Origin of the sequence: Streptomyces sp. A2-16 (assembly GCF_018128905.1) — a bacterium.
Taxonomy (GTDB): domain Bacteria; phylum Actinomycetota; class Actinomycetes; order Streptomycetales; family Streptomycetaceae; genus Streptomyces.
Genome location: NZ_CP063808.1, coordinates 3177202 through 3203753, shown reverse-complemented (window position 1 = coordinate 3203753; position 26552 = coordinate 3177202). Strand labels below are relative to the sequence as shown.

Here is a 26552-nt window from a genome sequence, read left to right as displayed (position 1 = left end):
CTTTCAGTGGGCCGGGGTCGGGTGGAAGCGGCGGCGGTACTCGGAGGGGGCCGTGCCGAGGGCTTTGACGAAGGCGCGGCGCATCCCCTCGGGTGTGCCGTAGCCGCTGGCGCGGGAGACCTCCTCGACACCGTCCGAGGTGTCCTCCAGGAGGCGGCGGGCGTGTTCGAGCCGGACCCGGTCGACGTAGCGGCCCGGAGTCATGCCGGTCTCGGTCTGGAAGGCGCGGGCGAAGTGGCGGGGCGAGAGGCGGGCGCGGGCGGCGAGGGTCTCGACGCTCAGGTCGTCGGCCGGATGCTCGGTGATCCACTGCTGGACCTCCCGCAACGGCTCGCGCCGGGCGGTCTGGGCGGCGAGCTGGGCGCTGAACTGGGCCTGGTTTCCTGGTCTGCGCAGGAAGACGACCAGATGGCGGGCGATGGCCAGGGCGGCGTCCCGGCCCAGGTCCTCCTCGACCAGGGCGAGCGCGAGGTCTATGCCCGAGGTGACGCCGGCGGACGTCGAGACCCGTCCGTCGCGCACATAGATCGGGTCGGGGTCCACCTCGACGTCCGGGTGATCGCGGGCGAGCCGGTCGCAGTACGCCCAGTGGGTGGTGACCCGGCGGCCGTCCAGGAGCCCCGCCTCGGCGAGCCGGATGGCGCCGGTGCACACCGAGACCAGGCGCTCGGCCCGGGGCCCGTGCTCGCGCAGCCAGTCGGTGAGGAGGGCGTCGGGGTGCCGGGTGCCCTGGCCACCGGGCACGAGCAGGGTGTGCGGGGCCTCGGCCCGCGCGAGCGCCTCGTCCGGTACGACGGTCAGGCCGCTGGAGGTGCGTACGGCGGCTCCGTCCAGCGAGGCCGTACGGATGCGGTAGGTGCCCGGGGTGTGCTGCTCGGCCCCGGCGAAGACCTCCAGCGGGCCCGTGATGTCGAGGCTCTGCACGCCGTCGAAGAGGACGAAGAGAACGGTTCGCTGCGCCATGCCCTTGATTCTTGGGCCCCACCGCGATGGCGGCAATGACGAGTTCCCCACCTTTCCTGCCATGCAGGACACACCCGTCGAGCGGATACCAAGCGGTCGGTAACCTGCGGAGCATGACTACTGACGTCCTGGAACCGCGCGCCGGCCGCCGCTGTCACAACCCGCTCAACTCCCTGCACGCCGCGCACTACTTCTCTCCCGACCTGGGCAGGGAGCTGGCCGCGATCGGGGTCACGCACCCGAGGGCCGTCAACTTCGCGGTGCGGGCCGCCGCGCTGGGGCCGGTCGGTCCGGGGGCGGTGACGGCCGCGTTCTACAACTACAAGCACGAGCTGGTGGCCGAGCACGTGCCCGCCGTGTGGGAGACCGCCACGCCCGAACAGGTCCTGGCGGCACGCGCGCGTGCCGTCGACGCGACCCTGCGCCGGCTGCTGGGCGACGAGATCCTGGCGTCGGACGGGATGGCCGAGGCCGCGCGGCTCGCCCTCCGCGCCACCGAGGCCTGCTCGCGTGTCGCGCGCCCCCTGTACTCCGCGCACGCCGACCTGCCGGTGCCCGAGGAGCCCCATCTGGCGTTCTGGCACGCCGCGACACTGCTGCGCGAGCACAGGGGCGACGGGCACCTCGCCGTCCTGATGTCCGCGGAGCTGGACGCCCTGGAGGCTCTGGTGACCCACACCGCGACCGGCCGGGGCATGACCCCGTCCTGGGTGTTCACCACGCGGGGATGGACCCGGCAGGAGTGGGACGCGGCCGTCGGACGGTTGCGCGACCGCGGGCTGCTGGACGCCGACGGCGAGCTGACCGAGGGGGGTGCCGCCCTGCGGGAGGAGATCGAGGCGGAGACGGACCGGCTGGACCGGGCCCCCTACGAACACCTCGGGGCCGAGGGCGTGCGGCGGCTGACCGAGCTCGCGGTGGGGTTCACGCGGGCCGCCCTGGCGGCGGGTGCCTATCCCGCGGACCTGATCGGCAAGCGCTGATCTTTTTCCGGCGCCCCGAAGATTGCCGGGCCGTCCGGGAGGTACCCGTTCCCTTCCCGGTCGCCGTGGCCGGGAGAGGAAAGGGGATTTACATGTTCCGCGCGATCGCAGACGTCCTCCGCCAGATCGGTGGCGCCATCGCCACCGTGGTGACCCTGCCCTTCCGGGCACTGGCCCGGCTCTTCGGCGGTGCGTCCAGCTCCACGCGGAGCCGCAGGGCCTGATGACAACGGCCGGATGACCGCGCCCTGATCCCCTGCTGTCGGTGCCGCCTGCCACAATTGCCGCGCAACCTCAGTGAGAAGGCGGTACGGGATCGTGACGACACCCGGGTCCAGCGGGTCCAGCAGCGCAGGGTCGATCGAAGGCAGGATCGCCGAGGAACTCGGCGTACGGGAGCGGCAGGTCAAGGCTGCCGTGGAACTGCTCGACGGCGGTTCCACGGTTCCCTTCATCGCCCGCTACCGCAAGGAAGCGACCGAGATGCTCGACGACGCGCAGCTGCGCACGCTCGAGGAGCGGTTGCGGTATCTGCGGGAGCTGGAGGAGCGGCGGACGGCGATCCTCGACTCGGTGCGCGAGCAGGGCAAGCTCACCGAGGAGCTGGAGGCGCAGATCCGGGGCGCGGAGACCAAGGCGCGCCTCGAGGACATCTATCTGCCGTTCAAGCCGAAGCGCCGCACCAAGGCGCAGATCGCCCGCGAGGCCGGCCTGGAGCCGCTCGCCGAGGGCCTGCTCGGTGACCCGGGTGTCGCGCCGCTCGCCGCGGCCGCCGCGTTCGTCGACGCCGACAAGGGCGTGCCCGACGCGCAGGCCGCGCTCGACGGCGCCCGGGCCATCCTCACCGAGCGCTTCTCGGAGGACGCCGACCTCATCGGCGAGCTCCGCGAGCGCATGTGGGTGCGCGGGCGCCTGGCAGCAAAGGTGCGGGACGGCAAGGAGGAGACGGGCGCCAAGTTCGCCGACTACTTCGACTTCGCCGAGCCCTTCACGAACCTGCCCTCGCACCGGATCCTGGCGATGCTGCGCGGCGAGAAGGAGGAGGTCCTCGACCTCGTCCTGGAACCGGAGGAGGCCACCGAGGGCCCCTCGTCCTACGAGGGCATCGTGGCCCACCGGTTCGGGATCGCCGACCGTGGGCGCCCCGGCGACAAGTGGCTGACGGACACGGTCCGCTGGGCCTGGCGCACCCGCATCCTCGTGCACCTCGGCATCGACCTCCGGCTGCGGCTGCGGACGGCCGCCGAGGACGAGGCGGTCAACGTGTTCGCGGCCAACCTCCGCGACCTGCTGCTCGCCGCCCCGGCCGGCACGCGCGCGACGCTCGGCCTGGACCCCGGGTTCCGTACGGGCGTGAAGGTCGCCGTGGTCGACGCGACCGGCAAGGTCGTCGCCACCGACGTCATCCACCCGCACGTCCCGGCCAACCGGTGGGACGAGGCGATCGCCAAGCTGGCCCGCCTCGCCAAGCAGCACGCGGTCGAACTGATCGCGATCGGCAACGGCACGGCGTCCCGGGAGACCGACAAGCTCGCCGGTGAGCTCATCACCAAGCACCCGGAGCTGAAGCTCACCAAGGTGATGGTGTCCGAGGCGGGCGCCTCCGTGTACTCGGCCTCCGCGTTCGCCTCGCAGGAGCTGCCGGACATGGACGTGTCGCTGCGCGGCGCGGTCTCCATCGCCCGCCGGCTCCAGGACCCGCTGGCCGAGCTGGTGAAGATCGACCCGAAGTCGATCGGCGTCGGCCAGTACCAGCACGACCTGTCCGAGGTGAAGCTGTCGCGCTCCCTGGACGCGGTGGTGGAGGACTGTGTGAACGGCGTGGGGGTCGACGTGAACACGGCTTCCGCTCCCCTGCTCGCCCGGGTCTCCGGCATCACCTCGGGGCTGGCGGAGAACATCGTGTCGCACCGCGACGCCAACGGCCCGTTCACGTCCCGCACCGAGCTGAAGAAGGTCGCCCGGCTGGGCCCCAAGGCGTACGAGCAGTGCGCGGGCTTCCTGCGGATCCGGGGCGGCGCGGACCCGCTGGACTCCTCCAGCGTGCACCCCGAGGCGTACCCGGTGGTGCGGCGGATGGTGAAGACCGCGGGGCAGGAGGTCGCCTCCCTGATCGGCAACACCGGGGTGCTGCGCTCGCTGCGGCCGCAGGACTTCGTGGACGAGACGTTCGGTCTGCCCACCGTGACCGACATCCTCAAGGAACTGGAGAAGCCGGGGCGTGACCCTCGGCCCGCCTTCAAGACGGCGACCTTCAGGGAGGGCGTCGAGAAGATCGCCGACCTGTCCGCCGGGATGGTCCTCGAGGGGGTCGTGACCAACGTGGCGGCGTTCGGGGCGTTCATCGACGTGGGTGTCCACCAGGACGGTCTGGCGCATGTGTCCGCGCTGTCGAAGACGTTCGTCAAGGATCCGCGGGATGTGGTGAAGCCCGGGGACATCGTCAAGGTGAAGGTGCTGGAGGTCGACATTCCGCGGAAGCGGATCTCGTTGACGCTGCGGCTGGACGACGAGGCGCAGGCCTCCGGCGGTGAGCGGCGTCAGGAGCGCAGTGGGCGTCCCCGGACTCCTCAGCAGCGCCAGCAGCAGCCTCGTCAGCAGCAACCTCGCCAGCAGCAGCGGTCGGCGCCTGCTCCTGCCAACAGTGCGATGGCCGATGCTCTGCGCAAGGCCGGGCTGCTGGATTCCAAGAAGAAGGGGCGGTAACGGTCGTGGGGGGAACTGCGGGCCGGCTGTGGCCGGTCGCGCAGTTCCCCGCGCCCCTTCAGGGCGCTTCAGTCACCTTGCCCGAGGAGAGCTCCAGTCGGCGGTTCACCCTTACCGCGTCCAGCATTCTGCGGTCGTGGGTGACCAGGAGCAGGGTGCCCTCGTAGGCGTCGAGCGCTGATTCCAGCTGTTCGATCGCCGGGAGGTCCAGGTGGTTCGTCGGCTCGTCCAGGACCAGCAGGTTCACCCCCTTGCCCTGGAGCAGCGCCAGCGCCGCCCTCGTCCGCTCCCCCGGTGACAGCGTCGCCGCCGAGCGCATGACGTGGTCCGCCTTCAGGCCGAACTTGGCCAGCAGGGTGCGGACCTCCGCCGGTTCCGTGTCCGGGACGGCCGCGCAGAAGGCGTCCAGGAGCGCCTCCTCGCCGTGGAAGAGCTCGCGGGCCTGGTCGACCTCGCCGATCAGGACACCTGAGCCGAGAGAGGCCTGACCCGCGGTCAACGGCACCCGGCCCAGCAGGGCGCCCAGCAGGGTCGACTTGCCCGCGCCGTTCGCGCCGGTGACCGCCACCCGGTCCGCCCAGTCGATCTGCAGGGACACCGGGCCGAGGACGAAGTCGCCCTGGCGGACCTCGGCGTCCCGCAGGGTCGCGACGACCGCGCCCGAGCGGGGGGCCGAGGCGATCTCCATGCGCAGTTCCCACTCCTTGCGCGGCTCCTCGACCACGTCGAGGCGTTCGATCATGCGCTGGGTCTGCCGGGCCTTCGCGGCCTGCTTCTCGCTGGCCTCGCTGCGGAACTTGCGGCCGATCTTGTCGTTGTCGTTGCTCGCCTTGCGGCGCGCGTTCTTGACGCCCTTGTCCATCCACGAGCGCTGCATCTGGGCCCGGTCCTGGAGGGCGGCCCGCTTGTCGGCGTACTCCTCGTAGTCGTCCCGGGCGTGCCGGCGGGCGACCTCGCGCTCCTCCAGGTATGCCTCGTAGCCGCCGCCGAAGAGGGTGATCCGCTGCTGGGCCAGGTCGAGTTCGAGGACCTTGGTGACCGTGCGGGTGAGGAACTCGCGATCGTGGCTGACCACCACCGTGCCGGCGCGCAGGCCCTTCACGAACCGCTCCAGGCGCTCCAGGCCGTCCAGGTCGAGGTCGTTGGTGGGCTCGTCGAGGAGGAAGACGTCGTAGCGGGAGAGCAGGAGGGAGGCGAGGCCGGCCCGGGCCGCCTGGCCGCCCGACAGGGAGGTCATCGGCTGATCCAGGTCGACCGAGAGCCCCAGGGAGTCGGCGACCTCCTCGGCCCGTTCGTCGAGGTCGGCGCCGCCGAGGTCGAGCCAGAGCTCCAGGCTCGTGGCGTACGCGTCGTCGGCGCCCGGTGCCCCGTCGACCAGGGCCTGGGTCGCTTCGTCCATCAGCCGCTGAGCCTCGGCGACTCCGGTGCGGCGGGCGAGGAACGCGCGGACGGTCTCGCCCTGGCGGCGTTCGGGCTCCTGCGGGAGGTGGCCGACGGCGGCGGAGGGCGGGGAGAGCCGGAGCTCGCCCTCCTCCGGTGCGAGCAGCCCCGCGAGCATCCTGAGCAGCGTGGACTTGCCCGCGCCGTTGGCCCCGACCAGGCCGATCACGTCTCCGGGTGCGACGACTAGGTCGAGCCCGCTGAACAGGGAACGGTCGCCGTGGCCGGCGGCGAGGTTCTTCGCGACGAGGGTGGCAGTCATCAGACCGCCGATCCTAATGGCCGTGGAGCCTGCCCGGCGCTCCGGTTCTCACCGGGCCATCGCCTCCACCAGGACGCTTCCCGAGGTCCGCGCCACCACGAACGACTCGCCTCGCACCGCCTTGGCGTCCAGGGCGATCCGGTGCCGGCCCGCTTCCAGGACGCCGTCGAAGACCTCCCGCGCATGGGTGCGGTAGAGCCGGTCGAGGCGGTACGCCGTCAGCCGCACCCGGCACGGTGAGGTGACCTCGACGCCCGCCTCGCCGTCGGCGGCGACCAGGCGGGTCAGACGGCGCTGCTCCACGGGGCTGCGGTCCAGGGCGTGCTCTATCTGGGCCACGAGCAGCGGGACGATCGGCGCGAGACCGTCGACGTAGGCCACGTCGACGCCCGCACGTTCGAAAGAGCGGCGTACGGCGGCACGTTCCTCCGCGGTGACCGCGCGGCCGAAGGCGACGGCGCCGTAGCCGCGCAGTTCGTCGGCGGGGACGTCGCCCACCCCGTGGGTGATGTCGGCGCCGATGCCGATGATGCGCAGGGCGGCGGCGAGTTTGGCGAGGACGGCGACGCGGGCGCCGATGAGCAGGACCCGGCGGCGGGCGCCCTCCGGTTGGCTGCCGCCGCGGAGCAGGGAGTCGAGCGCCGCTCGGTACTCGGCGCCGCGGAAGCGGAAGGGTCCGATGCCGTGGTAGCCGTTGAGCCGGAGGTCCACGGCCTCCTCGGTCTGCCAGGCGAAGTCCCGCCAGATGAAGTCGTCGCCGTCCCGTTCGATGACGGCGGTGACGGCTCCGCAGGCGAGGTCCTCGCACTCGGGACAGCCGTAGATGACGTAACGGCCGCCCGGAAGCGGGGCCTCCGACTCGCCCAGGAGGCTGCGGACCTGGGCGGTGAAGATCGCGGGCGGGACGTCCGAGGCGAGGGGGGAGACGGCGTCGAGGTCGGAGAGCTGGAAGAGGAGCGGGCGGCCGTCGACGATGAAGTCCAGGAAGTCCCGGTGAATCTGGAAGTCACCGTTGGCGAGGACTCCACCGGCACGCATCGCCGGTGCCAGGCCGAAGGTCGCGTATGCGGCAGACATGGTGTGAGTATTCCCGCCTTTGGGGCGGTCTGAGCACGGCATGGGTCATTCCGCTCGAAGCGGGTGCCGGATCGGCCCGCCGCGGACGAGGAGTTGGCCCTGCGGCCCGGTGCCGTCGGCGTACGCGTGGTCGAAGGGGGAGCGGGCGAGGCGGGCCTGGACGGGCGGCGGGGAGGAGGGGGCCGGGCCTGTCCCCTCCCCCGCACGCGCCGCGCTCAGCTGTGGTCGTGGCCCAGCGGGTCGCCCTCCGTCTCGGTGCCGGGGCCCGGGCCGATCTGGATCCCGAAGTCGCCGTCGTACTTGCGGTGGCCCTCGATCACGGCGAGTTCGACGGCCTCGGAGCCCATCTCGCCGCGCACGATGACCGGGTCGCGGCGCAGGTCGCGCATGAGGGCGACGCACATGCCGATCATCACGAGGACGAAGGGCGCGGCGGCCAGGATGGTGAGGTTCTGCAGGCCGGTGAGGGCGTCGCCCTGGCCGCTGCCGACGAGCAGCATGATGGCGGCGACGGCGCCGGTGACCACACCCCAGAACACGACGACGAAACGGCCGGGTTCGAGCGCGCCCTTCTGGGAGAGGGTGCCCATCACGATGGACGCGGCGTCGGCGCCCGAGACGAAGAAGATGCCGACCAGGATCATCACCAGCAGGCTGGTGACGGTGGCGATGGGGAACTCCTGGAGGACGCCGAAGAGTTGGCCCTCGGGGGTGTTCTCGCCGCCGAGCGCGCCGCCCTCCTTCAGCTTCATGGCCGTGCCGCCGAAGATCGCGAACCAGATCAGGCTGACCGTGCTGGGCACGAGGATGACGCCGCCGACGAACTGCCGGATGGTGCGGCCGCGGCTGATGCGGGCGATGAACATGCCGACGAAGGGCGTCCAGGAGATCCACCAGGCCCAGTAGAAGACGGTCCAGCTGCCGAGCCAGTCCGCGACGCCCTTGCCGCCGCTCGCCTCGGTGCGGCCGGCGAGCTGGGGCAGGTCGCCGAGGTAGGAGAAGACCGAGGTGGGCAGCAGGTCGAGCACGATGATCGTGGGGCCCGCGATGAACACGAACACGGCGAGGATCAGCGCGAGCACCATGTTGGTGTTGGACAGCCACTGGATGCCCCGCTCGATGCCGGAGACGGCCGAGAGCACGAAGGCCAGGGTCAGCACGGCGATGATCGTGACGAGCAGGCCGGTGCTGACGTCGTCCATCCAGTCGAGTTCCTGGAAGCCGGAGCCGATCTGGAGGGCGCCGAGGCCGAGGGAGGCGGCTGAGCCGAAGACGGTGGCGATGATCGCGAGGATGTCGATCACCCGGCCGGCGGCGCCGTTCGCGTGCTTCTCGCCGATGAGCGGGGTGAAGACGGCGCTGATGGTCTGGCGCCTGCGCTTGCGGAAGGTGCTGTAGGCGATGCCGAGCCCGACCACCGCGTAGATCGCCCAGGGGTGCAGCGTCCAGTGGAAGAGGGTGGTGGCCATCGCCGTCTCCATGCGTTCACCGGAGTTGGCGGGGTTCGTGCCCGGGGGCGGGTTGGTGTAGTGCGAGAGGGGCTCGCTGACGCCGTAGAACATCAGGCCGATGCCCATGCCGGCGCTGAACATCATCGCGACCCAGGACACCGTCTTGAACTCGGGCTCCTCGCCCTCGGCGCCCAGGTGGATACGGCCGTAGCGGCTCATCGCGAGCCACAGGGCGAACACCACGAAGCACGAGGCGGCCAGCATGAAGGCCCAGCCGCCGTTGTGGATCAGGCCGTTGAGCATGGTGGTGGAGACGTCCTCCAGGGAGTCCGTCGCCGCCCAGCCCCAGATCACGAAGGCCAGGGTGATGACGGCGGTGACCCCGAACACCACTCGGTCGGTCTCGTGGCCGAGAATGCCCGCGGGCCCTTCCCGGCCCGCTCTCTTCTTCAGGTCTTCAGTCATCTGCGGCACCTTCCCCTGGGGCGGTGGATACGCCGGTTTTCACACAGTTCCCCAGGACCTACCACAGGTGCCGCAGATCTCGACCGATTCAGCAGCCGGTGTCGGACCCCCCAACGGGTTCCCCGGCCGTGAGGTGATACGGGGCGCGTTCGTCGAGGAGCAGCGGGACGAGGGCGCGCAGGGGCTGTCTCAGGGAGACGTAGGTGCCCTTCGTCCGCACTCCGTGCAGGGCGAGTTCGTCCTTCACCTCCGTGTACTGGGCGTCGGTGAGCCGGTAGCCGCAGGGCGGGTGCTGGATCACCTCGGCCGGTTCGGGCGGGTCGTTGTCGGCGCCGCCGAGGAAGACGGGGCCTGTCGAGGGCTTGCGGCGGGCCTCGGCGGTGGCCTTCCCGATCTGGGCCCGCCGGGCGTCGGCGAACCCGAACAGGCCCTTCAGCGCGGCCAGTTGCGAGTCCACCCGGCGACGGTTGTTGCTCGCCCCGTCCGTGTCCCCGAGGGGCTCGACCCTGCTCTCGATCAGCAGTCCGATCGCGTGCTTGATGCCGGACATGTTGCGCAGGATGCGTTCCTGGCCGTCGCCGGCGACCTGCTTGACGGGGTCGCCGGTGACCGGGTCGGTCCAGATGCCGTACGTGCCGGTCGAGTGGCCGGCTCTTTCGGCGGCGGGCCGTACGTACTCGCGGGACAGGGTCTCGGACTCGTCGTGGACGGCCCGGTCGGTGTTGAGGTTGCGGGGCCAGAGGTCGAAGAGGTCCTTGTCGTAGTACCGGGGGGTGGCCGAGTACTCGTGCAGGTCGTAGATCACGTCCGGTCGCCGGTCCCGGACGACCTTCGCCATGGCGCGGGCCTCGGCGGTGGCCAGCGCGAGATGGTCGCGGTTGATGTCGACGCCGTCGCTGTTGCCCCGGGTGTCGGCGGCCCGGCCGTCGGGGTTGGCGGTGGGCACGACGAGGACGGTGGTGCGGTCGAGGAAGCGCCGGGTGCGGGCGTCCTTCGCGTACGCCAGATCGCGGACCTTGCTGAGACAGGCCTCGCGGCCGGAGGGCTCGTCGCCGTGCTGGCTGCACACGAGGAGCACCTTGTCCGGGGCCTCGCGGGCGCCGATCTGGACGAGGTTCAGGGGGCGGCCCTGTTTCGTCGTGCCGATGCGGCCGAGGACGACCCGGCGGCTCGACCGGTCGATCTGGGCGAGGAAGTCCTGTTCCTCGGACTCGCTCGTCCAGCGGACGCCCCCGGATTCCTCGAATCCGGTGCGGGGCGGGGCGTCGGCCGCCTGTGCCGGGACCGCGAGCAGGGACGCGGCCAGGGCTGCCGTGCTCAGTGCGACGGATCGGATCGTCATCCTCCCTCCGGGACGCGGTGGGCGGTCCGCGGGGCCCGGACGCCGTCGAGGGCCGCCGTCCCACGGGGTACGGCGGTCTCGGCGCCCTTCGTGGCGTGCGCGAACGCGGCGGCGCCGCCGACCAGCTGGACGCGGGCCGAGGTGCGGGCGAGGTCGATCGTCAGGGTGGGCTTGGTGGAGGGCGGGTCGATGAGGTCCTTGTCGGTGCCTGCGACGATCAGGGCGAGACGGTGGCCCGCCGGGACCACGTGGTCCGTGGCGCCGAGGTCGAGGGTGATGGTGTAGGCCCGGCCCGGGGTGAGCGGGACGCCCTTCTTGTCCGAGGCGTAGTTGCCGAGGTCGGCCCAGCCGCGGCTGACCACCGTGTAGTCGACCGCGGCGGTCTTCGCCCGCGTCTGCTTGAAGCAGCCGCTGTCGCCGGTGGTGCCGGCGCCCCAGCAGGTGCGGTCGGTGAGGGTGGTGATGCCTTCGCCCGAGGCCGCGTAGTCACGGATGGTGTCGGGGCCCAGGTCGACGAGTACGGCGGAGAGGTGCGCGGTCGAGGTGGTCGGGGTCGCGGTGACGGTCACCTTGGAGGCGCCGGACAGGCGGAGGTCCCTGGTGAGGGTGCCGGTGGTGAAGCCCGCTTTCTCGGGGGTCGAGGTGTCGATCCGGGCGGCCCAGTCGGTCTCGCTGAGCGCCGGGTCGTCGGTGAAGGTCTCGGTGCCCTTGGCCTTGGTCAGGCCGAGGGTGCCCACGCCCGGAAGGGCGCCCTTCGCGGGGCGCAGAGTGGCCGCCGAAGTGCCGCGCGGCGGCCAGGACTTCGAGGTGACCCACTGATCGGGGTGGCGTTCGATGTCGGCCATGGGCTCGCGGTCGATGCCGTTGTCGTAGCCGAGGAGTTCGTGGTCGAACCAGCGGTGCAGGGTGTCGACCCATGCCGTGCGGCGGAAGTCGAAGGGGTCGACGTGCCCGGTCTGGGAGAGCCAGATCTTGCGCTCGACGCCGTTCTTCGCGAGGGCGTCCCACCACGGACCGACGTGCTGGAGGCGGACGTTGAGGTCCTGCATGCCGTGCACGAGGAAGACGCTCGCCTTGACCTTCCTGGCGTCCTTCACGTAGTCGCGCTCGGTCCACAGCGGGGTCAGGTCGCCGGTGCGCGGTGCCTGGTCGACGAGCTTCTGCTGGACGGCGGCGCACTTGGCTCGGGCGTCGGGGCTGTCGACGTAGTCGGAGAGCCAGTCGGGGCCGGAGTCGTAGAGCGGGGCGCCCTTGGAGAAGTAGTAGTCGTACCAGGTGGAGATGGCGCTGATCGGGACGATGGTCTTCAGGCCCTCGACACCGGTGGCGGCGACGCCGTTGGCGATGGTGCCGTCCCAGCTCTTGCCGATCATGCCGGTTCTGCCGTTGGTCCAGCCGGCCTTGGCCTTCGCGGTGCCGGTGCGGCTCGTGTAGGCGGTGGCCCGGCCGTTGAGCCAGTCGACGACCGCTTTGGCCGACTGGATGTCGGAGCGGCCGCCGACGTCGACGCAGCCGTTGGAGCGGTTGGTGCCGGCGAGGTCGACGCCGACGAAGGCATAGCCGCGGGGCACGAAGTAGTTGTCGTAGAACAGCGGCATCTGGACGACGTTGCCGTTCGCGTCGTACGTCTTCAGCTGGCTCTCGTTGCCGCGGCCGCAGCAGGAGTAGTACGGGCTGGCGTCCATGATGACCGGGACCTTGCGGCCCTGCTGGGCCGGTTCGCGGGGCCGGACGATGTCGACGGCGACGCGGTCCGTCCTTCCGTCGCCGTCTCCGTCGAGCCGGGTGTCCACCCAGACGGCCTCGCGGACGGCGTTCTCGTACGAGTAGACGGGTTGACTCTCCCTCGGGGCGGCCTGCGCCAGTGCGGTCGCGGGCGTGAGGAAGGTCGCCAGCAGGGCGGCGGTGGCCGCGGCGGCGGTCGCGAGCGGTCTCCAGATCGTGAAGCGCGTGCGTATCGACATGCGCGGACGGTACTGCGGTCAACTCCCGCGCAAAAGAGGGCCTCTTGGGAGCATGACGGCCGAATGGCGATCCTGTGACAGGAGTGGCCGTGGACACGGCGGGCGCACAGGTGGTGAATAGGCTGCGAACAGACTCCGTCCCCCCACGATCGGGAGCTTTCGTGCACCGCAGACTCATCGCACCGGGCGCTTTCGCGGCGGCCTCCCTGATGCTGGCGATCCCGGCGTCGGCGGCGGGCTTCTCCCCCGGCGCCCCGGGAATCGGCGACCCCTACTACCCGGACTACGGCAACGGCGGCTACGACGTCTCCCATTACGACCTGCGGCTGAAGTACCAGCCGGCGACGGACGAACTGGAAGGCACGGCCACCCTCCTGGCACGCACCACGCAGGATCTGTCCCGGTTCGATCTGGACTTTCTCCTCGACGTGAGCGAGGTGCGGGTCAACGGCGCGAAGGCCTCTTTCAGCACCTCGGGCGAGCACGAGCTGCAGATCACGCCCAAGTCGCCGCTGGCCAAGGGCACTTCGGTGACGGTCGTGGTCCGCTACAGCGGGGTGCCTTCGTCGAAGCAGGCGTACGGCTTCACCAGCTGGCACCGCACTCCCGACGGCGGGGTCGGGGCGAACGAGCCCGAGGCCGCCTGGTGGTGGTTCCCGAGCAACGACCACCCGCTCGACAAGGCCACCTACGACGTGTCGGTCCTGGTGCCGGACGGCAGCCAGGCCATCTCCAACGGCACGCTCCAGTCCACGAGTTCACGCCTCGGCTGGACCCGCTGGAACTGGCGCTCCGCCAAGCCGCAGGCCACCTATCTGGCGACCCTGGCCGTCGGTCGCTTCGACCTCACGACCGGCACGACCGACGGCGGCATTCCGGTCGTCAACGCCTACAGCAAGGACCTCGGCGCCAACTCCGGCGCCGCGCGCGCCGGCGTCGAGCGGACCGGGGAGATCGCCGACTGGCTGAGCGGGTACTTCGGGCCGTACCCCTTCGACGCGCTCGGCGGGTACGTGCCGAACACCACTACCGGGTACGCGCTGGAGACGCAGACGCGGCCCTTCTACAGCCCGCGCCAGTTCGCGAACGGCTCCAACACCTCCGTCGTCGTGCACGAGCTGGCCCACCAGTGGTACGGCGATCTGGTGTCCGTGCGCGGATGGAAGGACATCTGGATCAACGAGGGCTTCGCGCGGTACGCGCAGTGGCTGTGGTCCGAGCACGAGGACGAGGGGACCGCGCAGGAACTCGCCGACTACGTGTACGCCTCGCACCCGGCCGACGACGTGTTCTGGACGGTGCGGCCGGGGGACCCCGGGCCGGAGAACCAGTTCGACATCGCCGTCTACGACCGGGGCGCGCTGGCCCTGCAGGCGCTGCGCAACGAGATCGGTGACGAGGCGTTCTTCGCGGTGCTGAAGGGCTGGCCGCAGAAGTACGCGTACGGCAACGCGTCCGTCGCCGACTTCCGGAAGTACGCCGAGGAGGTGTCGGGCCGGCCGTTGGCGGCGCTCTTCGACACCTGGCTGTTCCAGCCGTCGAAGCCGGGGGCACCGGCGGCGCGGGGCGCGTCGATCGCGAGGTCCGCGGAGGCCTCCGTACGGCCTGAGTCGTGGAGGAAGATCGCGGCAACGAACGACGTGCACGAGCACGAGCACTAGGGCTCTGGCGGCCACCCCGAAGAAGCTCGCGTCAGTCCTCCCCGTGGTCGTAGACGGTGACGGGGAGGTCTCGCTTCACCAGGCGCTCGATGATCAGCGGCTCCACTCGGGACCACTTCCCCCCGGCCAGCCCGCACCCTATCCGTGGCATGTGCACGGACGCCTTGAGTTCCACGGCCTTGTCGGCCAGGCGGCCCAGAGCCACGTCGATCGCCTCGTATCGGACCGGGACGCCCTTGCTGCCGCTCCGTGTCCCCCGCTGTCCGATCATGTTGGCCACCCAGACATACTTCTCGACCTGCACGAACTGCACGGCGCCCAGCCCGAAGTCGGTCGACGCGCGCTCCCGGTGCCAGGCGCGGTAGGCGGCCTCCGGCTCGGGCCATCTGCGCGACACCGCGACGACGAAGCCCTTGCCCCAGCCCCCGAGGTCGTTGCAGACGTGCGCGATCAGCTTGGTGCCCTTCACCGACGGAGCGGTGGCGTCGCCTCGGATGTACTTGATCTCCCCCATGACGCCACCGTAGAGGGCGCCACTGACAACGGCGCCCGTCAGTCAGTGAGGTCGGTCAGCTCGCGGTCCGTCGTCCGTTCGACCCTGCGGCGGATGCCGAACCAGCCCGCCACCAGGAGGGCCCCGATCACCGGGACCAGCAGGAGCGTCCTGCGGCCGACCTCGGGGTCGTTCCACATCATGCCCAGGCAGGCCAGGAGGAAGGCGATCGTGGTGATCTCCGTGGCCGGGCTGAAGGGGAGGCGGAAGGAGGGGCGGGTCAGCAGGCCGGCGCGGGCCCGGCGGACGAGGACCAGGTGGCAGACCATGATGATCACCCAGGTGCTGATGACACCGAGGGAGGCGATGTTCAGCACGATCTCGAAGGCCTGACTCGGCATGAGGTAGTTCAGGCCGACGCCCAGCACGCACACCGCGCAGGTCAGCAGAATGCCGCCGTAGGGGACCTGGCTGCGGTTCATGCGGGCCGTGAACCTCGGGGCCGAACCCGCCGTCGCCATCGAGCGCAGGATGCGGCCCGTGGAGTACAGGCCCGAGTTCAGCGAGGACATCGCCGCCGTCAGGACGACCAGGTTCATCACGTCACCCGCCGCCGGGACCCCGATCTTCGACAGGACCGTGACGAAGGGGCTCTCGTCGGCCGAGTAGAGCGATCCCGGCAGGAGCAGGGCCAGCAGGACGACCGAGCCGACGTAGAACAGACCCACCCGCCACATGATCGAGTTCACCGCGCGCGGGACGACCTTCTCCGGCTCGGCCGTCTCCCCCGCCGCGACACCGACGAGCTCCAGCGCGGCGTACGCGAAGATCACGCCCTGCATGACCAGGACGACCGGCAGGAGGCCGTGCGGGAGGACGCCGCCGTTGTCGGTGATCACGCCCACGCCCGGCGTCTGCCCGCCCACCTCGTGCCCGGTGGCCAGCAGGAAGATGCCGATCAGCATGAAGCCGACGAGTGTGGCGACCTTGATGATGGCGAACCAGAACTCCATCTCGCCGAAGATCTTCACCGAGATCAGGTTCACGGCCAGCACGACGGCAAGGGCGATGAGCGCCAGCGTCCACTGGGGGATGTCGGTGAACAGGCTCCAGTAGTGCGTGTAGAGCGCGATCGCGGTGATGTCGGCGATGCCGGTGGTCGACCAGTTCAGGAAGTACATCCAGCCGGCGACGTACGCGCCCTTCTCGCCGAGGAACTCGCGCGCGTACGACACGAAGGAGCCCGAGGAGGGGCGGTAGAGGACCAGCTCGCCCAGGGCCCGGACGACGAAGAAGGCGAAGACGCCGCAGACCAGGTAGGCCAGCGCCAGCGCCGGGCCCGCGGTGTGGAGGCGTCCTCCGGCGCCGAGGAAGAGGCCGGTGCCGATCGCGCCGCCGATGGCGATCATGTTGACGTGGCGGGCCTTGAGGTCCTTGCTGTAGCCGGCGTCGCCCGCGTCTGCGGGCGGCGGGGTCACGGCGGTGCGGGAGGCGGCCTGTGCCGCGTGCACGGCGTCCTTGCTCACAGGTGGTTCCACTCTCTGGTGCGCCCCGGCGGGTTCCGCTCGGGTTTCCGGACGTGCGTCGGCCCGTACCTCGTGGTCGAAGGCACAGGCCGACGGGTCGCCTGCCCAGGAACCGGCCCCGCACGCGGTGGCGGACGTCACAGGGGCAGGGACCTCCCACATGATCGGAAAGGGGTTGCCGATCGGGTGTCACAGCAGTGGTGAGACAGCGATACTGCTGCACATGACGACCGACCCCTCCCCCGATGCGGATGCCGACGCCGATGCCGGGGGCGATGCCGAGGAGCCGGCCCTCACCGTCGACGAGCTGGCCGCGCGGGCGGGGGTCACGGTCCGCACGGTCCGTTTCTACGGCACGCGGGGGCTGCTGCCGCCGCCGGTGATCGGTCCGCGCCGGGTCGGTCACTACGGCCGCGAGCACCTCGCGCGTCTCGCGCTGATCGAGGAGCTCCAGCACCAGGGGATGACCCTGGCGGCGATCGAGCGGTACGTGCAGCAGCTGCCGGCCGACCTGAGCGCGCACGACCTGGCGATCCACCGGGCCGTAGTGGCCTCCTGGGCCCCGGACGTGGTGGAGCGGGTGACGCACGGGGAGTTGCAGCGGCGGGCGGGGCGGGCGCTGAGCGACGACGACCTGGAGCGGCTCACCGCGATGGACGTCGTACGGCGGGACGGTGACGGCTACCTGGTCGACCTGGGTCTGCTCCGGCTCGGGGTCGGGCTCCTCGACGTGCCGCTGTCCCAGGAGGCGATCCTGGCCTCGCGGAAGGTGCTCATCGAGCACTCCCGGGCCGCCGCGCACGAGTTGTCGCAGCTGTTCCGGGGCGAGGTGGCACAACGCGGCGCACAGGACGTGAGATCACTGTCCGCGCACATGGAACCCCTGGTCGTGCAGGCCCTGCTGACGACGTTCCAGCGGTCGCTGCGGGAGGAGCTGCGGGAGTGGACGTCAGAGGTGGGCGGGGCTTCCTGACACGTTGCGGATACCGCCGGACGGGCCTTGACCGGCCCGCCCGGCGTCACGGCGTGCCGCTCACTCGTCGCTGAACCGCTCCCCCTTCTCCGCCTTCTCCACCAGCAGGGCGGGAGGCGTGAAGCGGTCGCCGTAGCGGGCCGCCAGTTCGTTCGCGCGGGCCACGAAGCCGGGGAGGCCGCCCTCGTAGCCGTTGATGTACTGCAGGACGCCGCCCGTCCAGCCGGGGAATCCGATGCCGAAGACGGAGCCGATGTTGGCGTCGGCGACGGAGGTCAGGACGCCCTCCTCCAGAAGCCTGACCGTGTCCAGGGCCTCGGAGAAGAGCATGCGTTCCTGCATGTCCTCGAAGGGCACTGTCCTCGCGGCCTCCCCGCCCACGCGCGTGAAGTGCTCGCGCAGGCCCGGCCAGAGGCCGATCCGCTTGCCGTCGTCGCCGTAGTCGTAGAACCCCCCGCCGCCGCTGCGGCCGGTGCGCCCGAACTCGTCGACCATGCGGTCGATGACCGCCTCCGCGGGGTGGGGCGTCCAGGTGCCGCCCGCTTCCTCCACCGCCTGCCGGGTCTCCTTGCGGATCTTGCGCGGGAGCGTCAGCGTCAGTTCGTCCATCAGGGAGAGGACCTTCGCCGGGTAGCCCGCCTGCGCCGCCGCCTGTTCGATCGAGGCGGGCTCGATGCCCTCGCCGACCATCGCCACGCCCTCGTTGAGGAAGTGGCCGATCACGCGGGAGGTGAAGAAGCCCCGCGAGTCGTTCACGACGATCGGCGTCTTCTTGATCTGACGGACCAGGTCGAAGGCGCGGGCCAGCGCCTCCTCGCCCGTCCTCTCCCCCTTGATGATCTCGACCAGCGGCATCTTGTCGACCGGTGAGAAGAAGTGCAGGCCGATGAAGTCGCTCTGGCGCTCCACGCCCTCGGCGAGCGCGGTGATCGGCAGCGTCGAGGTGTTGGAGCACAGCAGCGCGTCCGGCTCGACGATGTGCTGGATCTCCTGGAAGACCTTGTGCTTGAGCGACGTGTCCTCGAAGACGGCCTCGATGACGGCGTCGCAGCCGGCCAGGTCCTGGGGATCCGCCGTGGGCGTGATGCGGGCCAGGAGGGCCTGCGCCTTCTCCTGGGTCGTACGGCCCCGGGAGACCGCCTTCGCGCAGAGCTTCTCCGAGTAGGCCTTGCCCTTGGCCGCCGCCTGCGGCGACACGTCCTTCAGGACCACGTCGATGCCCGCGCGGGCGCACGAGTACGCGATGCCCGCGCCCATCATCCCGGCGCCGAGCACGGCCACCTTGCGGACCTGCCGCGGTGTAACGCCCTTGGGCCGGTTCGCGCCGGAGTTCACCGCCTGGAGGTCGAAGAAAAACGCCTGGATCATGTTCTTGGACGTCTGGCCCGCGGCCAGCTCGACGAAGTAGCGCGCCTCGATGACCTGCGCGGTCTCGAAGTCGACCTGGGCGCCCTCCACCGCGGCCGCGAGGATGTTGCGCGGGGCCGGGTAGGGCGCGCCGTTGGTCTGCTTGCGGAGGTTCGCCGGGAAGGCGGGCAGGTTCGCCGCGAACTTCGGGTGGGCGGGCGTGCCGCCGGGGATGCGGTAGCCGGGCCTGTCCCAGGGCTGCTGGGACTCGGGGTTGGCCTCGATGAACGCGCGGGCCTTGGCGAGGAGTTCGTCCTGCGTGGTGGCCACGTCGTCGACCAGGCCGTTCTGCAGGGCCTGCTGCGGGGCGTACTGCGTGCCCTGGAGCAGGACCTTCAGCAGGGCGTCGGCGATGCCGAGGAGGCGGACCGTACGGACGACTCCGCCGCCTCCGGGGAGGAGGCCGAGCGTGACCTCGGGGCAGCCGATCTTGGAGCCGGGCGCGTCCAGGGCGATGCGGTGGTGGCAGGCCAGGGCGATCTCGTAACCGCCGCCCAGGGCCGCGCCGTTGATCGCGGCGACCACCGGCTTGCCGAGGGTCTCGATGCGGCGCAGGTTGCGCTTGATCGCGAGGCCGCCGTCGAAGAGCTCCTGCGCGGTCCCGGGCGTGACCCGGATGAGGTCGCGCAGGTCGCCGCCGGCGAAGAAGGTCTTCTTGGCGGAGGTGATGATGACACCGCGAATGGTGTCCTTCTCGGCCTCCAGGCGGTCGGTGATCACCGCGAGGGAGTCGCGGAACGCCTGGTTCATGGTGTTCGCGGACTGGTTCGGGTCGTCGATGACGAGGGTGACGAGGCCGGTGCGGTCCTGTTCCCAGCGGATGGTCGTGGACTGAGTGCTCATGTGGAAGTGCTCCGTGTGATCCGTCGTATCCGTGGGAGGGGGTCAGATGCGCTCGACGATGGTGGCGATGCCCATGCCGCCGCCCACACAGAGCGTCGCGAGGCCGTACCGCTTGTCCTGGCGCTCCAGTTCGTCGATGAGGCTGCCGAGGATCATCGCGCCGGTGGCCCCGAGCGGGTGGCCGAGCGCGATCGCGCCGCCGTTGACGTTGACCTTGTCCAGCGTGAGGCCCATGTCCTTGACGAAGCGCAGGACGACGGCCGCGAAGGCCTCGTTGATCTCGACGAGGTCGATGTCGTCGATGGTCAGGCCGGCCTTGGCGAGCGCCTTGCGGGTGGCCGGAGCGGGGCCGGTGAGCATGATCGTCGGCTCGGAGCCGGAGACGGCGGCGGAGACGATCCGCGCGCGGGGACGCAGGCCGTAGCGCTCACCGACCTCCTTGGAGCCGATCGCGACCAGGGAGGCGCCGTCCACGATGCCGGAGGAGTTGCCCGCGTGGTGGACGTGGTCGATCCTCTCGACCCAGTGGTACTTCTGCAGGGCCACGGCGTCGAAGCCGCCCAGGTCGCCGATGTCCGCGAAGGACGGCTTGAGCTTGCCCAGGGAGTCGGCGGTGGTGCCGGGGCGCAGGTGCTCGTCGTGGTCGAGGACGGTCAGACCGGCCCGGTCCTTCACGGGAACGACCGAGCGGTCGAAGCGGCCCTCCTTCCAGGCGGTGGCCGCGCGCTCCTGCGACAGCGCCGCGTACTCGTCGACGTCCCGGCGGGAGAATCCCTCGATCGTGGCGATCAGGTCGGCGCCGATGCCCTGCGGTACGAAGTTGACGGCCAGGTTGGTCATCGGGTCGTTGAACCAGGCTCCGCCGTCGGAGGCCATCGGGACCCGGGACATCGACTCGACGCCGCCCGCGAGGACCAGGTCCTCCCAGCCCGAACGCACCTTGGCGGCGGCCATGTTGACGGCCTCCAGTCCGGACGCACAGAAGCGGTTCTCCTGGACGCCGGCGACCGTGTCCGGCAGTCCGGCGGCCACGGCGGCGATCCGGGCGATGTCGGAGCCCTGGTCTCCGACCGGGCCGACGACGCCGAGCACGATGTCGTCGACCGCCGCCGGGTCCAGGTCCGGGAAGCGGGCGCGGATCTCGTGGATGAGTCCGACGACCAGGTCGATGGGCTTGGTGCCGTGCAGGGCGCCGTTCGCCTTGCCGCGGCCGCGCGGGGTGCGGATCGCGTCGTACACGTACGCTTCGGTGCTCACGAGGAAGCCTTTCAATGAGGGTCAGCTCAGCAGGGAACGGCCGATGATCTCTTTCATGATCTCGGTCGTGCCGCCGTAGATGGTCTGGATCCGGCCGTCCGTGAAGGCCTTGGCGACCGGGTGTTCGCTCATGTAGCCGTAGCCGCCGTGCAGTTGCAGGCAGCGGTCCGCGACCCGCTTCTGGAGCTCGGTCGCCCACCACTTGGCCATGGAGGCGTGGACGGCGTCCAGTCCGCCGTCGCTGTGCTCCTCGACGCAGCGGTCGACGAAGGTCCGCGTGACGGCGCACTCCGTGGCCATCTCGGCTATCTCGAACCGGATGTGCTGCTTGGTGGCGAGCGGCCGCCCGAAGGCCTCGCGCTCCTTGACGTACTCGGTGGTGATCTCCAGGAGGTGTTCGGCAGCGGCGATCGCGGAGACGGCGATGCTCAGGCGCTCCTGGGCGAGGTTGGTCATCAGGTGCCCGAAGGCGCCGTCGCGCTCGCCGAGGAGGTTCTCCTTGGGCACGCGCACGTCGTGGAAGAACAGCTCGGCGGTGTCCTGCGCCTTCTGGCCGATCTTGTCGAGGTTGCGGCCGCGCTCGAAGCCCTCCATGCCGCGCTCGACGACGAGCAGGGACAGTCCGCGGGCCCCGCCCTCCGGTGTGGTCCTCGCGACGACGATCACCAGGTCGGCGAGGATCCCGTTGGAGATGAACGTCTTGGAGCCGTTCAGCAGCCAGTGGTCGCCCCGGTCCTCCGCGTGCGTGCGGATGCCCTGGAGGTCGGAGCCCGCGCCGGGTTCGGTCATGGCGACGGCGGTGATCAGGGAGCCGTCGCAGAAGCCGGGCAGCCAGCGGCGCTTCTGCTCCTCGGTGGCGAGGCCGGTGAGGTACGGGCCGATGACGTCGTTGTGCAGGCCCAGGGCGAGTCCGGGGGTGCCCGCGCGCGTGAACTCCTCGGCCAGGACGGTGGCGTAGCGGAAGTCGGCGGTGCCGCCGCCCCCGAACTCCTCGGGCACGGCGAGTCCGAGGAGCCCCTGCTTGCCGGCCGCGCGCCACGCGTCGCGGGAGACGATGCCGTCCTTCTCCCACTGCTCGTAGTGCGGCAGGACCTCCCTGGCCAGGAAGGCGCGCACGGTCTCGCGGAACGCGTCGTGCTCGGGGACGAAGAGCTGCCGCTTCATTCGGGGCCTTTCATGCGGGGCCCTTCGTGCGGGCCTTTCAGGAGATCCGGTACGTCCCAGTCGCGCGCCACGTCCGCGGTGTCGGCGCCGGCCCTGGCGGGCCCGGTGCGGACGGCCGTGGGGGTCGCGGAGAAGCGGGGGGCGGGGGCCGGCTGGGTGATGCCGCCGTGGTCGGTGAAGGTGCCGCGGGCGGCGAGGTGCGGGTGGTGCGGGGCCTCGCGCAGCGACAGCACGGGTGCCACGCACGCGTCGGTGCCCTCGAAGACGGCCGCCCATTCGTCTCTCGTACGGCTCCGGAAGCGGGCCGCGACCGCCTCGCGCAGCTCGCCCCAGCGGGTCCAGTCCTTGCGGGCGTCCGCGAAGTCCGTCAGGCCGAGCAGCTCGAGGAACAGGGCGTAGAACTGCGGCTCAAGGGCGCCCACCGCCATGTACCCGCCGTCGGCGGTCTCGTAGGTGCCGTAGTACGGGCAGCCGCCGTCGAGGAGGTTGGCGCCGCGCCGGTCCTGCCAGCCGCCGGCCGCGGTCATGCCGTGCAGCATCGCGGCGAGGTGGGAGGTGCCGTCGACGATGGCGGCGTCGACGACCTGGCCGGTGCCGGTCGCGCGCGCGTGGTGGAGGGCGGCGAGGACGCCGACGACGAGGTAGAGGGAGCCGCCCGCGTAGTCGCCGAGGAGGTTGGCGGGGACGGCCGGGGGGCGGCCCGGTTCGCCGATCATGCCGAGGGTGCCGGTGAGGGCGATGTACGCGATGTCGTGCCCGGCGCGCTGGGCCAGCGGCCCCTCCTGGCCCCAGCCGGTCATCCGGCCGTAGACGAGGGCGGGGTTGCGCGCGTGGCAGTCCTCGGGGCCGACTCCGAGGCGCTCGGCGACCCCGGGGCGGTTGCCCTCGATGAGGATGTCGGCGCGGGCGGCGAGGTCGAGCACGCGGGCGGGTCCCTCGGGTGCCTTGAGGTCGACGACGACCGAGCGCTTGTTGCGGTTGGTGATGTCGTAGGCGGGGTCGATCGAGAGGGCGGAACCGCCGGGGCGGGAGACATGGACGACGTCGGCGCCCAGGTCGGCGAGGAGCATGGCGGCGAACGGGCCGGGCCCTATGCCGGCCAGCTCGACCACGCGCACGCCTGCGAGCGGGCCGGGCCCGGGCGTCGTTGCCGTTGTCATCCAGCCCCCATCGGCGTGACACAACTGATGTAACACCAGTGATGCTAAGAACGCGTTCCACTGGACACAAGACCTGAGCGAGCAAGCGCTTAGCCAATTATGGGGCGGTCACCGCTCATCGAGCTCCGCCGCCAGCCGTTTCGGCGCGATCGCGCGACAGCTCTCCTCGACCCAGTCGCACAGCAGCTCCGCCGCCGGGGCGCCCCGCTCCGCCAGGGGGACACGCACCCAGCCGGCCTTGCCGAGGCCGTACCCGGCGGGTTCGGCCCCCGGAGCGGTGAGGGCGTGGGCGTGGGCCTCGGCGTCCTTGAGTTTGACGGTGACGCCCATCGGGTGACTGCCGTCGCTCACACCCAGGAAGACGAACACCTTCTTGTCGACCTTGACGACGGTCTCGCCCCAGGGGAACTCCTCGGCGGCACCCGGCAGCGCGAGGGCGAACTCGCGCACTTTCTCCCACTTCTTCAAGGTGTTCCTGGGCACGGCCACCGTCCCACCTCCGGGCTCGTCGTCGGGCTCCGCACTCCTCACGCTAGCCTCGGCCACCGACAACGGCGCGTGCGGCGGGATCCAGGAGTGTCATGAGCAGGCTGAAAAAGTCGGACCGTCCCTACGACATCGTGCTCTTCGGAGCCACGAGCTTCGCGGGGGCGCTCACCGCGGAGTACCTCGCCACCCACGGTCCGGACGAGCTGCGCTGGGCCATCGCCGGCCGCAGCGAGGACAAGCTCCGGGCGCTGCGCGAGCGGCTGCCCGAAGGCACCGAGGTCGGGGTGCTCACGGCCGACGTCTCGGACCCGGAGTCGCTGCGCGCCCTCGCCGGGCACGCGCGCGTGCTCGCCACCACGGTCGGCCCCTATCTGACGTACGGCGAGGAACTCGTCGCCGCGTGCGCGGACGCGGGGACGGACTATCTCGACCTCTCCGGCGAGCCGGAGTTCGTGGACCTGATGTACGTCCGGCACGACGCACGCGCGCGTGAGACGGGCGCACGCCTGGTGCACGCGTGCGGCTTCGACTCGATCCCGCACGACCTGGGGGCGTACTTCACGGTCCGGCAGCTGCCGGAGGGCGTGCCGCTGACCGTCGACGGCTTCGTGACCGCGGACGCCATGTTCTCGGGCGGCACGTTCGCCTCGGCACTCAACCAGTTCGCCCGTGGCCGACAGATGGTCGCCGCCGCGCGGGACCGCGGCCGACACGAGCCGCGGCTCGTGGGGAGGCGTGCCTCCGCACCGACCGGCACCCCGCGCTACGCCCCGGAGGTCGGTGCCTGGGCCCTGCCGCTGCCGACCATCGACGCACAGATCGTCCGCCGCTCCGCGAAGGTCCTGGAGCGCTACGGACCCGACTTCCGCTACCGCCACTACGCGGCCGTACGGCGGTTGCCGGTCGCCGTGGGCGGGGTGGCGGCCGTGGGCGCGCTGTTCGCGGCGGCCCAGCTGCCGCCTGCGCGGCGCTGGCTGTCCGGCCGGGTCAGGCCGGGTGACGGGCCGAGTCCCGAGAAGCGGGCGAAGAGCTGGTTCTCCGTGCGCTTCGTCGGCCAGGGCGGCGGCCGACGGGTGTTCACCGAGGTCGCGGGCGGCGACCCCGGATACGACGAGACGGCGAAGATGTTCGCCGAGTCGGCGCTCTGCCTGGCCTTCGACGAGCTCCCGGAGACCTCAGGTCAGGTCACGACGGCGGTGGCGATGGGCGACGCGCTGATCGAACGGCTGCGGCGGGCCGGGATCACCTTCCGCGTGGCCTCGGCCCGATGAACCGGCGTCAGAAGGACCAGCCCGCCACCGTGTAGATCATCCCCACGATCCAGCCGAGCCCCGCGAGCACGCCGAGGACCAGCGCCGCGGTCACGGCGCGCTCGACGGGCCGGTTCGGGTCGGCGAGGGGCTTGGGGGAACGCTGGGTCATGCGGTGCGTCGTCATGCGGAACAGCCTGCCGAGCGCACCGGGGCACGCACATCCGTACAGATACTCAGACGGCGTACTCAGTACCCCTGCCGGGCACGGTCAGGAGGTCGCCTCCCTTAGCGCCCGCCGGCACAGCGCGTCCGCCCTGCGCGTCGTCTCCGGAAGGCGGTACGCCGGTGTGAGCGCGAGGGTGTGGGCGCAGGCGTTGTCGAGGCTCACGCGGTGGCCGACGGAGACGAAGACCGGCTTGACCGCGTCCCGCGTGCGCAGGGCCCGGCCGACCTCCTCCGCGCCCGCCAGCAGCGGCGTCCACGCCCCGCGGCGGGCGCCGGGATCGTCGTACGTGAAGGTGAAGGGGTTCTTGGCGACCCCGATCGTCGGCAGGCCGGTGAGGACGCCGAGGTGGCTCGCGAGGCCGAAGCGGCGGGGGTGGGCGAGGCCGTAGCCGTCGCAGACCACCAGGCCGGGCGGACACGGCAGGGAGTCGAGGGCGGCGAGGACGGTGGGGATCTCGCGGAAGGCGAGCAGGCCCGGGACGTACGGGAAGGAGATCCGGCCCACGGCCGTCGCCTCGGCCACGACCTCGTTCGTCGCCGCGTCCAGCACCACGGCCGCGGCCGCGACGACGTCCCGTTCGTCGTCGTAGGCCACGTCGACCCCGGTGACCCGGCCGGTGCCGGGCGGCGGGCCGGGCTCGTCGAGGACGGTCCTCGCCCGCAGCCCGTCCTGGACCGCACGGGCCTGCTCCTCGGTCGCGGGCCAGCCCGCGGGAATGTCCACTGTCGTCATCGTGGGCACGAGCGTACGGCGCGGCGGCGTAGGCTCGCGATCATGTTCGTACTGGAACTGACCTACACCGCCCCGCTCGACGCCGTGGACGCCGTGCTGCCGGCGCATGTCGGCTGGCTGGACGAGCAGTACGCCGACGGCGTCTTCCTCGCGTCCGGGCGCAAGGACCCCCGCGACGGCGGGATCATCATCGCCGTCGCGGAGGACCGCGCGCGGATCCAGGCGATCGTCGCGGGCGACCCCTTCGTCACGGCCGGGGTGTGCGCGTACCGCGTCACCGAGTTCGCCGCGACGAAGACGGCCCCCGCGCTGGAGAAGTACCGCGAGACCCTCGGCTGAGGGTCAGCTCTTGCCGCCCAGGGCGCGCTGGAGCTGGCTCTTGTTCATGTCGGAACGGCCCTTGACGCCCTTTCGTCGGGCCTCCTCGTAGAGCTGGTCGTAGGTCGGGCCCCCGGAGCCCTTGCCGGACCGCTGCCCACCTCGTTTGCCGGACGACATGTCCTGGGTCGAGGTGCGGCTCGCGGTCCTGGACTCCCCGGACCGGGCGCGTTCCTTGTTGACCGTCCGTGCCGCGATCTCCTCGGCCCGTCCGGTGCTCTCGCCCCGGTCCTGGGCGCTCTTCTTGATGTGCTCGTACTGGCGTTCGCGCTTGGAGCTCGAACCGGCTGGCATGGGGGATCACTCCTTTCGCCGTCGGCGACCGGGTACCCGCATT

Annotated in this window: 23 protein-coding genes; 7 read left to right on the top strand and 16 right to left on the bottom strand. The window is 71.2% G+C overall.

Annotated features, from left to right (window positions below):
* Window positions 1-3: 3 nt before the first annotated feature.
* A complete protein-coding gene (locus IOD14_RS14410) occupies window positions 4-963 on the bottom strand; it encodes a GlxA family transcriptional regulator (protein ID WP_123994063.1) in 960 nt (319 codons plus the stop codon).
* 113 nt (window positions 964-1076) lie between these two features.
* Between IOD14_RS14410 and IOD14_RS14405 the strand changes: the two genes are divergently transcribed.
* The 3 genes from IOD14_RS14405 to IOD14_RS14400 all read left to right on the top strand — a co-directional run bounded on the left by IOD14_RS14405 (window position 1077) and on the right by IOD14_RS14400 (window position 4652).
* Window positions 1077-1946 carry a hypothetical protein gene (locus IOD14_RS14405; RefSeq protein ID WP_212670423.1) on the top strand — a complete coding sequence of 290 codons (870 nt, stop codon included), beginning with the start codon at window positions 1077-1079 and terminating at the stop codon, window positions 1944-1946.
* Between the two features lie 92 nt (window positions 1947-2038).
* Window positions 2039-2170, top strand: coding sequence for an LPFR motif small protein (locus tag IOD14_RS44745; protein ID WP_252100478.1), 132 nt, complete (start codon window positions 2039-2041; stop codon window positions 2168-2170).
* Window positions 2171-2264: 94 nt separating this feature from the next.
* The gene (locus IOD14_RS14400) at window positions 2265-4652 is read left to right on the top strand and encodes a Tex family protein (RefSeq protein ID WP_212670422.1); all 2388 of its coding nucleotides are present in this window, start codon (window positions 2265-2267) and stop codon (window positions 4650-4652) included.
* Window positions 4653-4710: 58 nt separating this feature from the next.
* Here IOD14_RS14400 and IOD14_RS14395 read toward each other — a convergent pair whose 3' ends face one another.
* From IOD14_RS14395 to IOD14_RS14375, 5 genes are all read right to left on the bottom strand, one after another.
* The gene (locus IOD14_RS14395; protein WP_212670421.1) at window positions 4711-6354 is read right to left on the bottom strand and encodes an ABC-F family ATP-binding cassette domain-containing protein; all 1644 of its coding nucleotides are present in this window, start codon (window positions 6352-6354) and stop codon (window positions 4711-4713) included.
* A 48-nt stretch (window positions 6355-6402) separates the two neighbouring features.
* Entirely contained in the window at window positions 6403-7431 is a 1029-nt protein-coding gene (locus tag IOD14_RS14390; protein ID WP_123994066.1) for an oxidoreductase, read from the bottom strand.
* 215 nt (window positions 7432-7646) lie between these two features.
* Window positions 7647-9347 carry a BCCT family transporter gene (locus tag IOD14_RS14385; protein ID WP_123994067.1) on the bottom strand — a complete coding sequence of 567 codons (1701 nt, stop codon included), beginning with the start codon at window positions 9345-9347 and terminating at the stop codon, window positions 7647-7649.
* Window positions 9348-9435: 88 nt separating this feature from the next.
* Complete coding sequence (locus IOD14_RS14380) at window positions 9436-10689, bottom strand: M14 family metallocarboxypeptidase (protein WP_212670420.1); 1254 nt, start codon at window positions 10687-10689, stop codon at window positions 9436-9438.
* A complete protein-coding gene (locus IOD14_RS14375; protein WP_212670419.1) occupies window positions 10686-12653 on the bottom strand; it encodes a Xaa-Pro dipeptidyl-peptidase in 1968 nt (655 codons plus the stop codon). The genes IOD14_RS14380 and IOD14_RS14375 overlap by 4 nt, the downstream gene beginning before the upstream one ends.
* A 161-nt stretch (window positions 12654-12814) precedes the next feature.
* Here IOD14_RS14375 and IOD14_RS14370 point away from each other — a divergent pair, with 161 nt between their 5' ends.
* Window positions 12815-14314: a M1 family metallopeptidase gene (locus IOD14_RS14370; protein ID WP_212670418.1), complete on the top strand. Its 1500-nt coding sequence runs from the start codon at window positions 12815-12817 to the stop codon at window positions 14312-14314.
* Window positions 14315-14345: 31 nt separating this feature from the next.
* On the opposite strand, the gene IOD14_RS14365 is transcribed toward IOD14_RS14370, so the two are convergent.
* Both IOD14_RS14365 and IOD14_RS14360 read right to left on the bottom strand, forming a co-directional pair.
* Window positions 14346-14828 carry a macro domain-containing protein gene (locus tag IOD14_RS14365; protein ID WP_212670417.1) on the bottom strand — a complete coding sequence of 161 codons (483 nt, stop codon included), beginning with the start codon at window positions 14826-14828 and terminating at the stop codon, window positions 14346-14348.
* 38 nt (window positions 14829-14866) lie between these two features.
* Window positions 14867-16333: an amino acid permease gene (locus tag IOD14_RS14360; RefSeq protein ID WP_123994072.1), complete on the bottom strand. Its 1467-nt coding sequence runs from the start codon at window positions 16331-16333 to the stop codon at window positions 14867-14869.
* Between the two features lie 223 nt (window positions 16334-16556).
* On the opposite strand from IOD14_RS14360, the gene IOD14_RS14355 reads away from it, so the two are divergent.
* The gene (locus IOD14_RS14355; RefSeq protein ID WP_174269386.1) at window positions 16557-17306 is read left to right on the top strand and encodes a MerR family transcriptional regulator; all 750 of its coding nucleotides are present in this window, start codon (window positions 16557-16559) and stop codon (window positions 17304-17306) included.
* Between the two features lie 60 nt (window positions 17307-17366).
* Here IOD14_RS14355 and IOD14_RS14350 read toward each other — a convergent pair whose 3' ends face one another.
* The 5 genes from IOD14_RS14350 to IOD14_RS14330 form a co-directional block, all read right to left on the bottom strand.
* A complete protein-coding gene (locus IOD14_RS14350; RefSeq protein ID WP_123994074.1) occupies window positions 17367-19556 on the bottom strand; it encodes a 3-hydroxyacyl-CoA dehydrogenase NAD-binding domain-containing protein in 2190 nt (729 codons plus the stop codon).
* Between the two features lie 42 nt (window positions 19557-19598).
* Window positions 19599-20813 carry an acetyl-CoA C-acetyltransferase gene (locus IOD14_RS14345; RefSeq protein WP_123994075.1) on the bottom strand — a complete coding sequence of 405 codons (1215 nt, stop codon included), beginning with the start codon at window positions 20811-20813 and terminating at the stop codon, window positions 19599-19601.
* Between the two features lie 21 nt (window positions 20814-20834).
* Window positions 20835-21977, bottom strand: coding sequence for an acyl-CoA dehydrogenase family protein (locus IOD14_RS14340; protein ID WP_123994076.1), 1143 nt, complete (start codon window positions 21975-21977; stop codon window positions 20835-20837).
* On the bottom strand, window positions 21974-23137 hold the full coding sequence (locus tag IOD14_RS14335) for a CaiB/BaiF CoA-transferase family protein (protein WP_123994077.1): 1164 nt from the start codon (window positions 23135-23137) through the stop codon (window positions 21974-21976). Before IOD14_RS14335 ends, IOD14_RS14340 begins: the two co-directional genes overlap by 4 nt.
* 108 nt (window positions 23138-23245) lie before the next feature.
* Window positions 23246-23626 carry an MmcQ/YjbR family DNA-binding protein gene (locus tag IOD14_RS14330; protein ID WP_212670416.1) on the bottom strand — a complete coding sequence of 127 codons (381 nt, stop codon included), beginning with the start codon at window positions 23624-23626 and terminating at the stop codon, window positions 23246-23248.
* Window positions 23627-23718: 92 nt separating this feature from the next.
* Here IOD14_RS14330 and IOD14_RS14325 point away from each other — a divergent pair, with 92 nt between their 5' ends.
* Window positions 23719-24897 carry a saccharopine dehydrogenase NADP-binding domain-containing protein gene (locus tag IOD14_RS14325; RefSeq protein WP_123994079.1) on the top strand — a complete coding sequence of 393 codons (1179 nt, stop codon included), beginning with the start codon at window positions 23719-23721 and terminating at the stop codon, window positions 24895-24897.
* 7 nt (window positions 24898-24904) lie between these two features.
* On the opposite strand, the gene IOD14_RS14320 is transcribed toward IOD14_RS14325, so the two are convergent.
* Together IOD14_RS14320 and IOD14_RS14315 are read right to left on the bottom strand one after the other, a co-directional pair.
* Complete coding sequence (locus tag IOD14_RS14320; protein WP_174269387.1) at window positions 24905-25063, bottom strand: hypothetical protein; 159 nt, start codon at window positions 25061-25063, stop codon at window positions 24905-24907.
* Between the two features lie 84 nt (window positions 25064-25147).
* Complete coding sequence (locus IOD14_RS14315; RefSeq protein ID WP_212670415.1) at window positions 25148-25837, bottom strand: endonuclease V; 690 nt, start codon at window positions 25835-25837, stop codon at window positions 25148-25150.
* A gap of 42 nt (window positions 25838-25879) precedes the next feature.
* Between IOD14_RS14315 and IOD14_RS14310 the strand changes: the two genes are divergently transcribed.
* Complete coding sequence (locus IOD14_RS14310; RefSeq protein WP_212670414.1) at window positions 25880-26176, top strand: YciI family protein; 297 nt, start codon at window positions 25880-25882, stop codon at window positions 26174-26176.
* Between the two features lie 3 nt (window positions 26177-26179).
* On the opposite strand, the gene IOD14_RS14305 is transcribed toward IOD14_RS14310, so the two are convergent.
* Window positions 26180-26509 carry a plasmid stabilization protein gene (locus IOD14_RS14305; protein ID WP_123994082.1) on the bottom strand — a complete coding sequence of 110 codons (330 nt, stop codon included), beginning with the start codon at window positions 26507-26509 and terminating at the stop codon, window positions 26180-26182.
* Window positions 26510-26552: the final 43 nt, after the last annotated feature.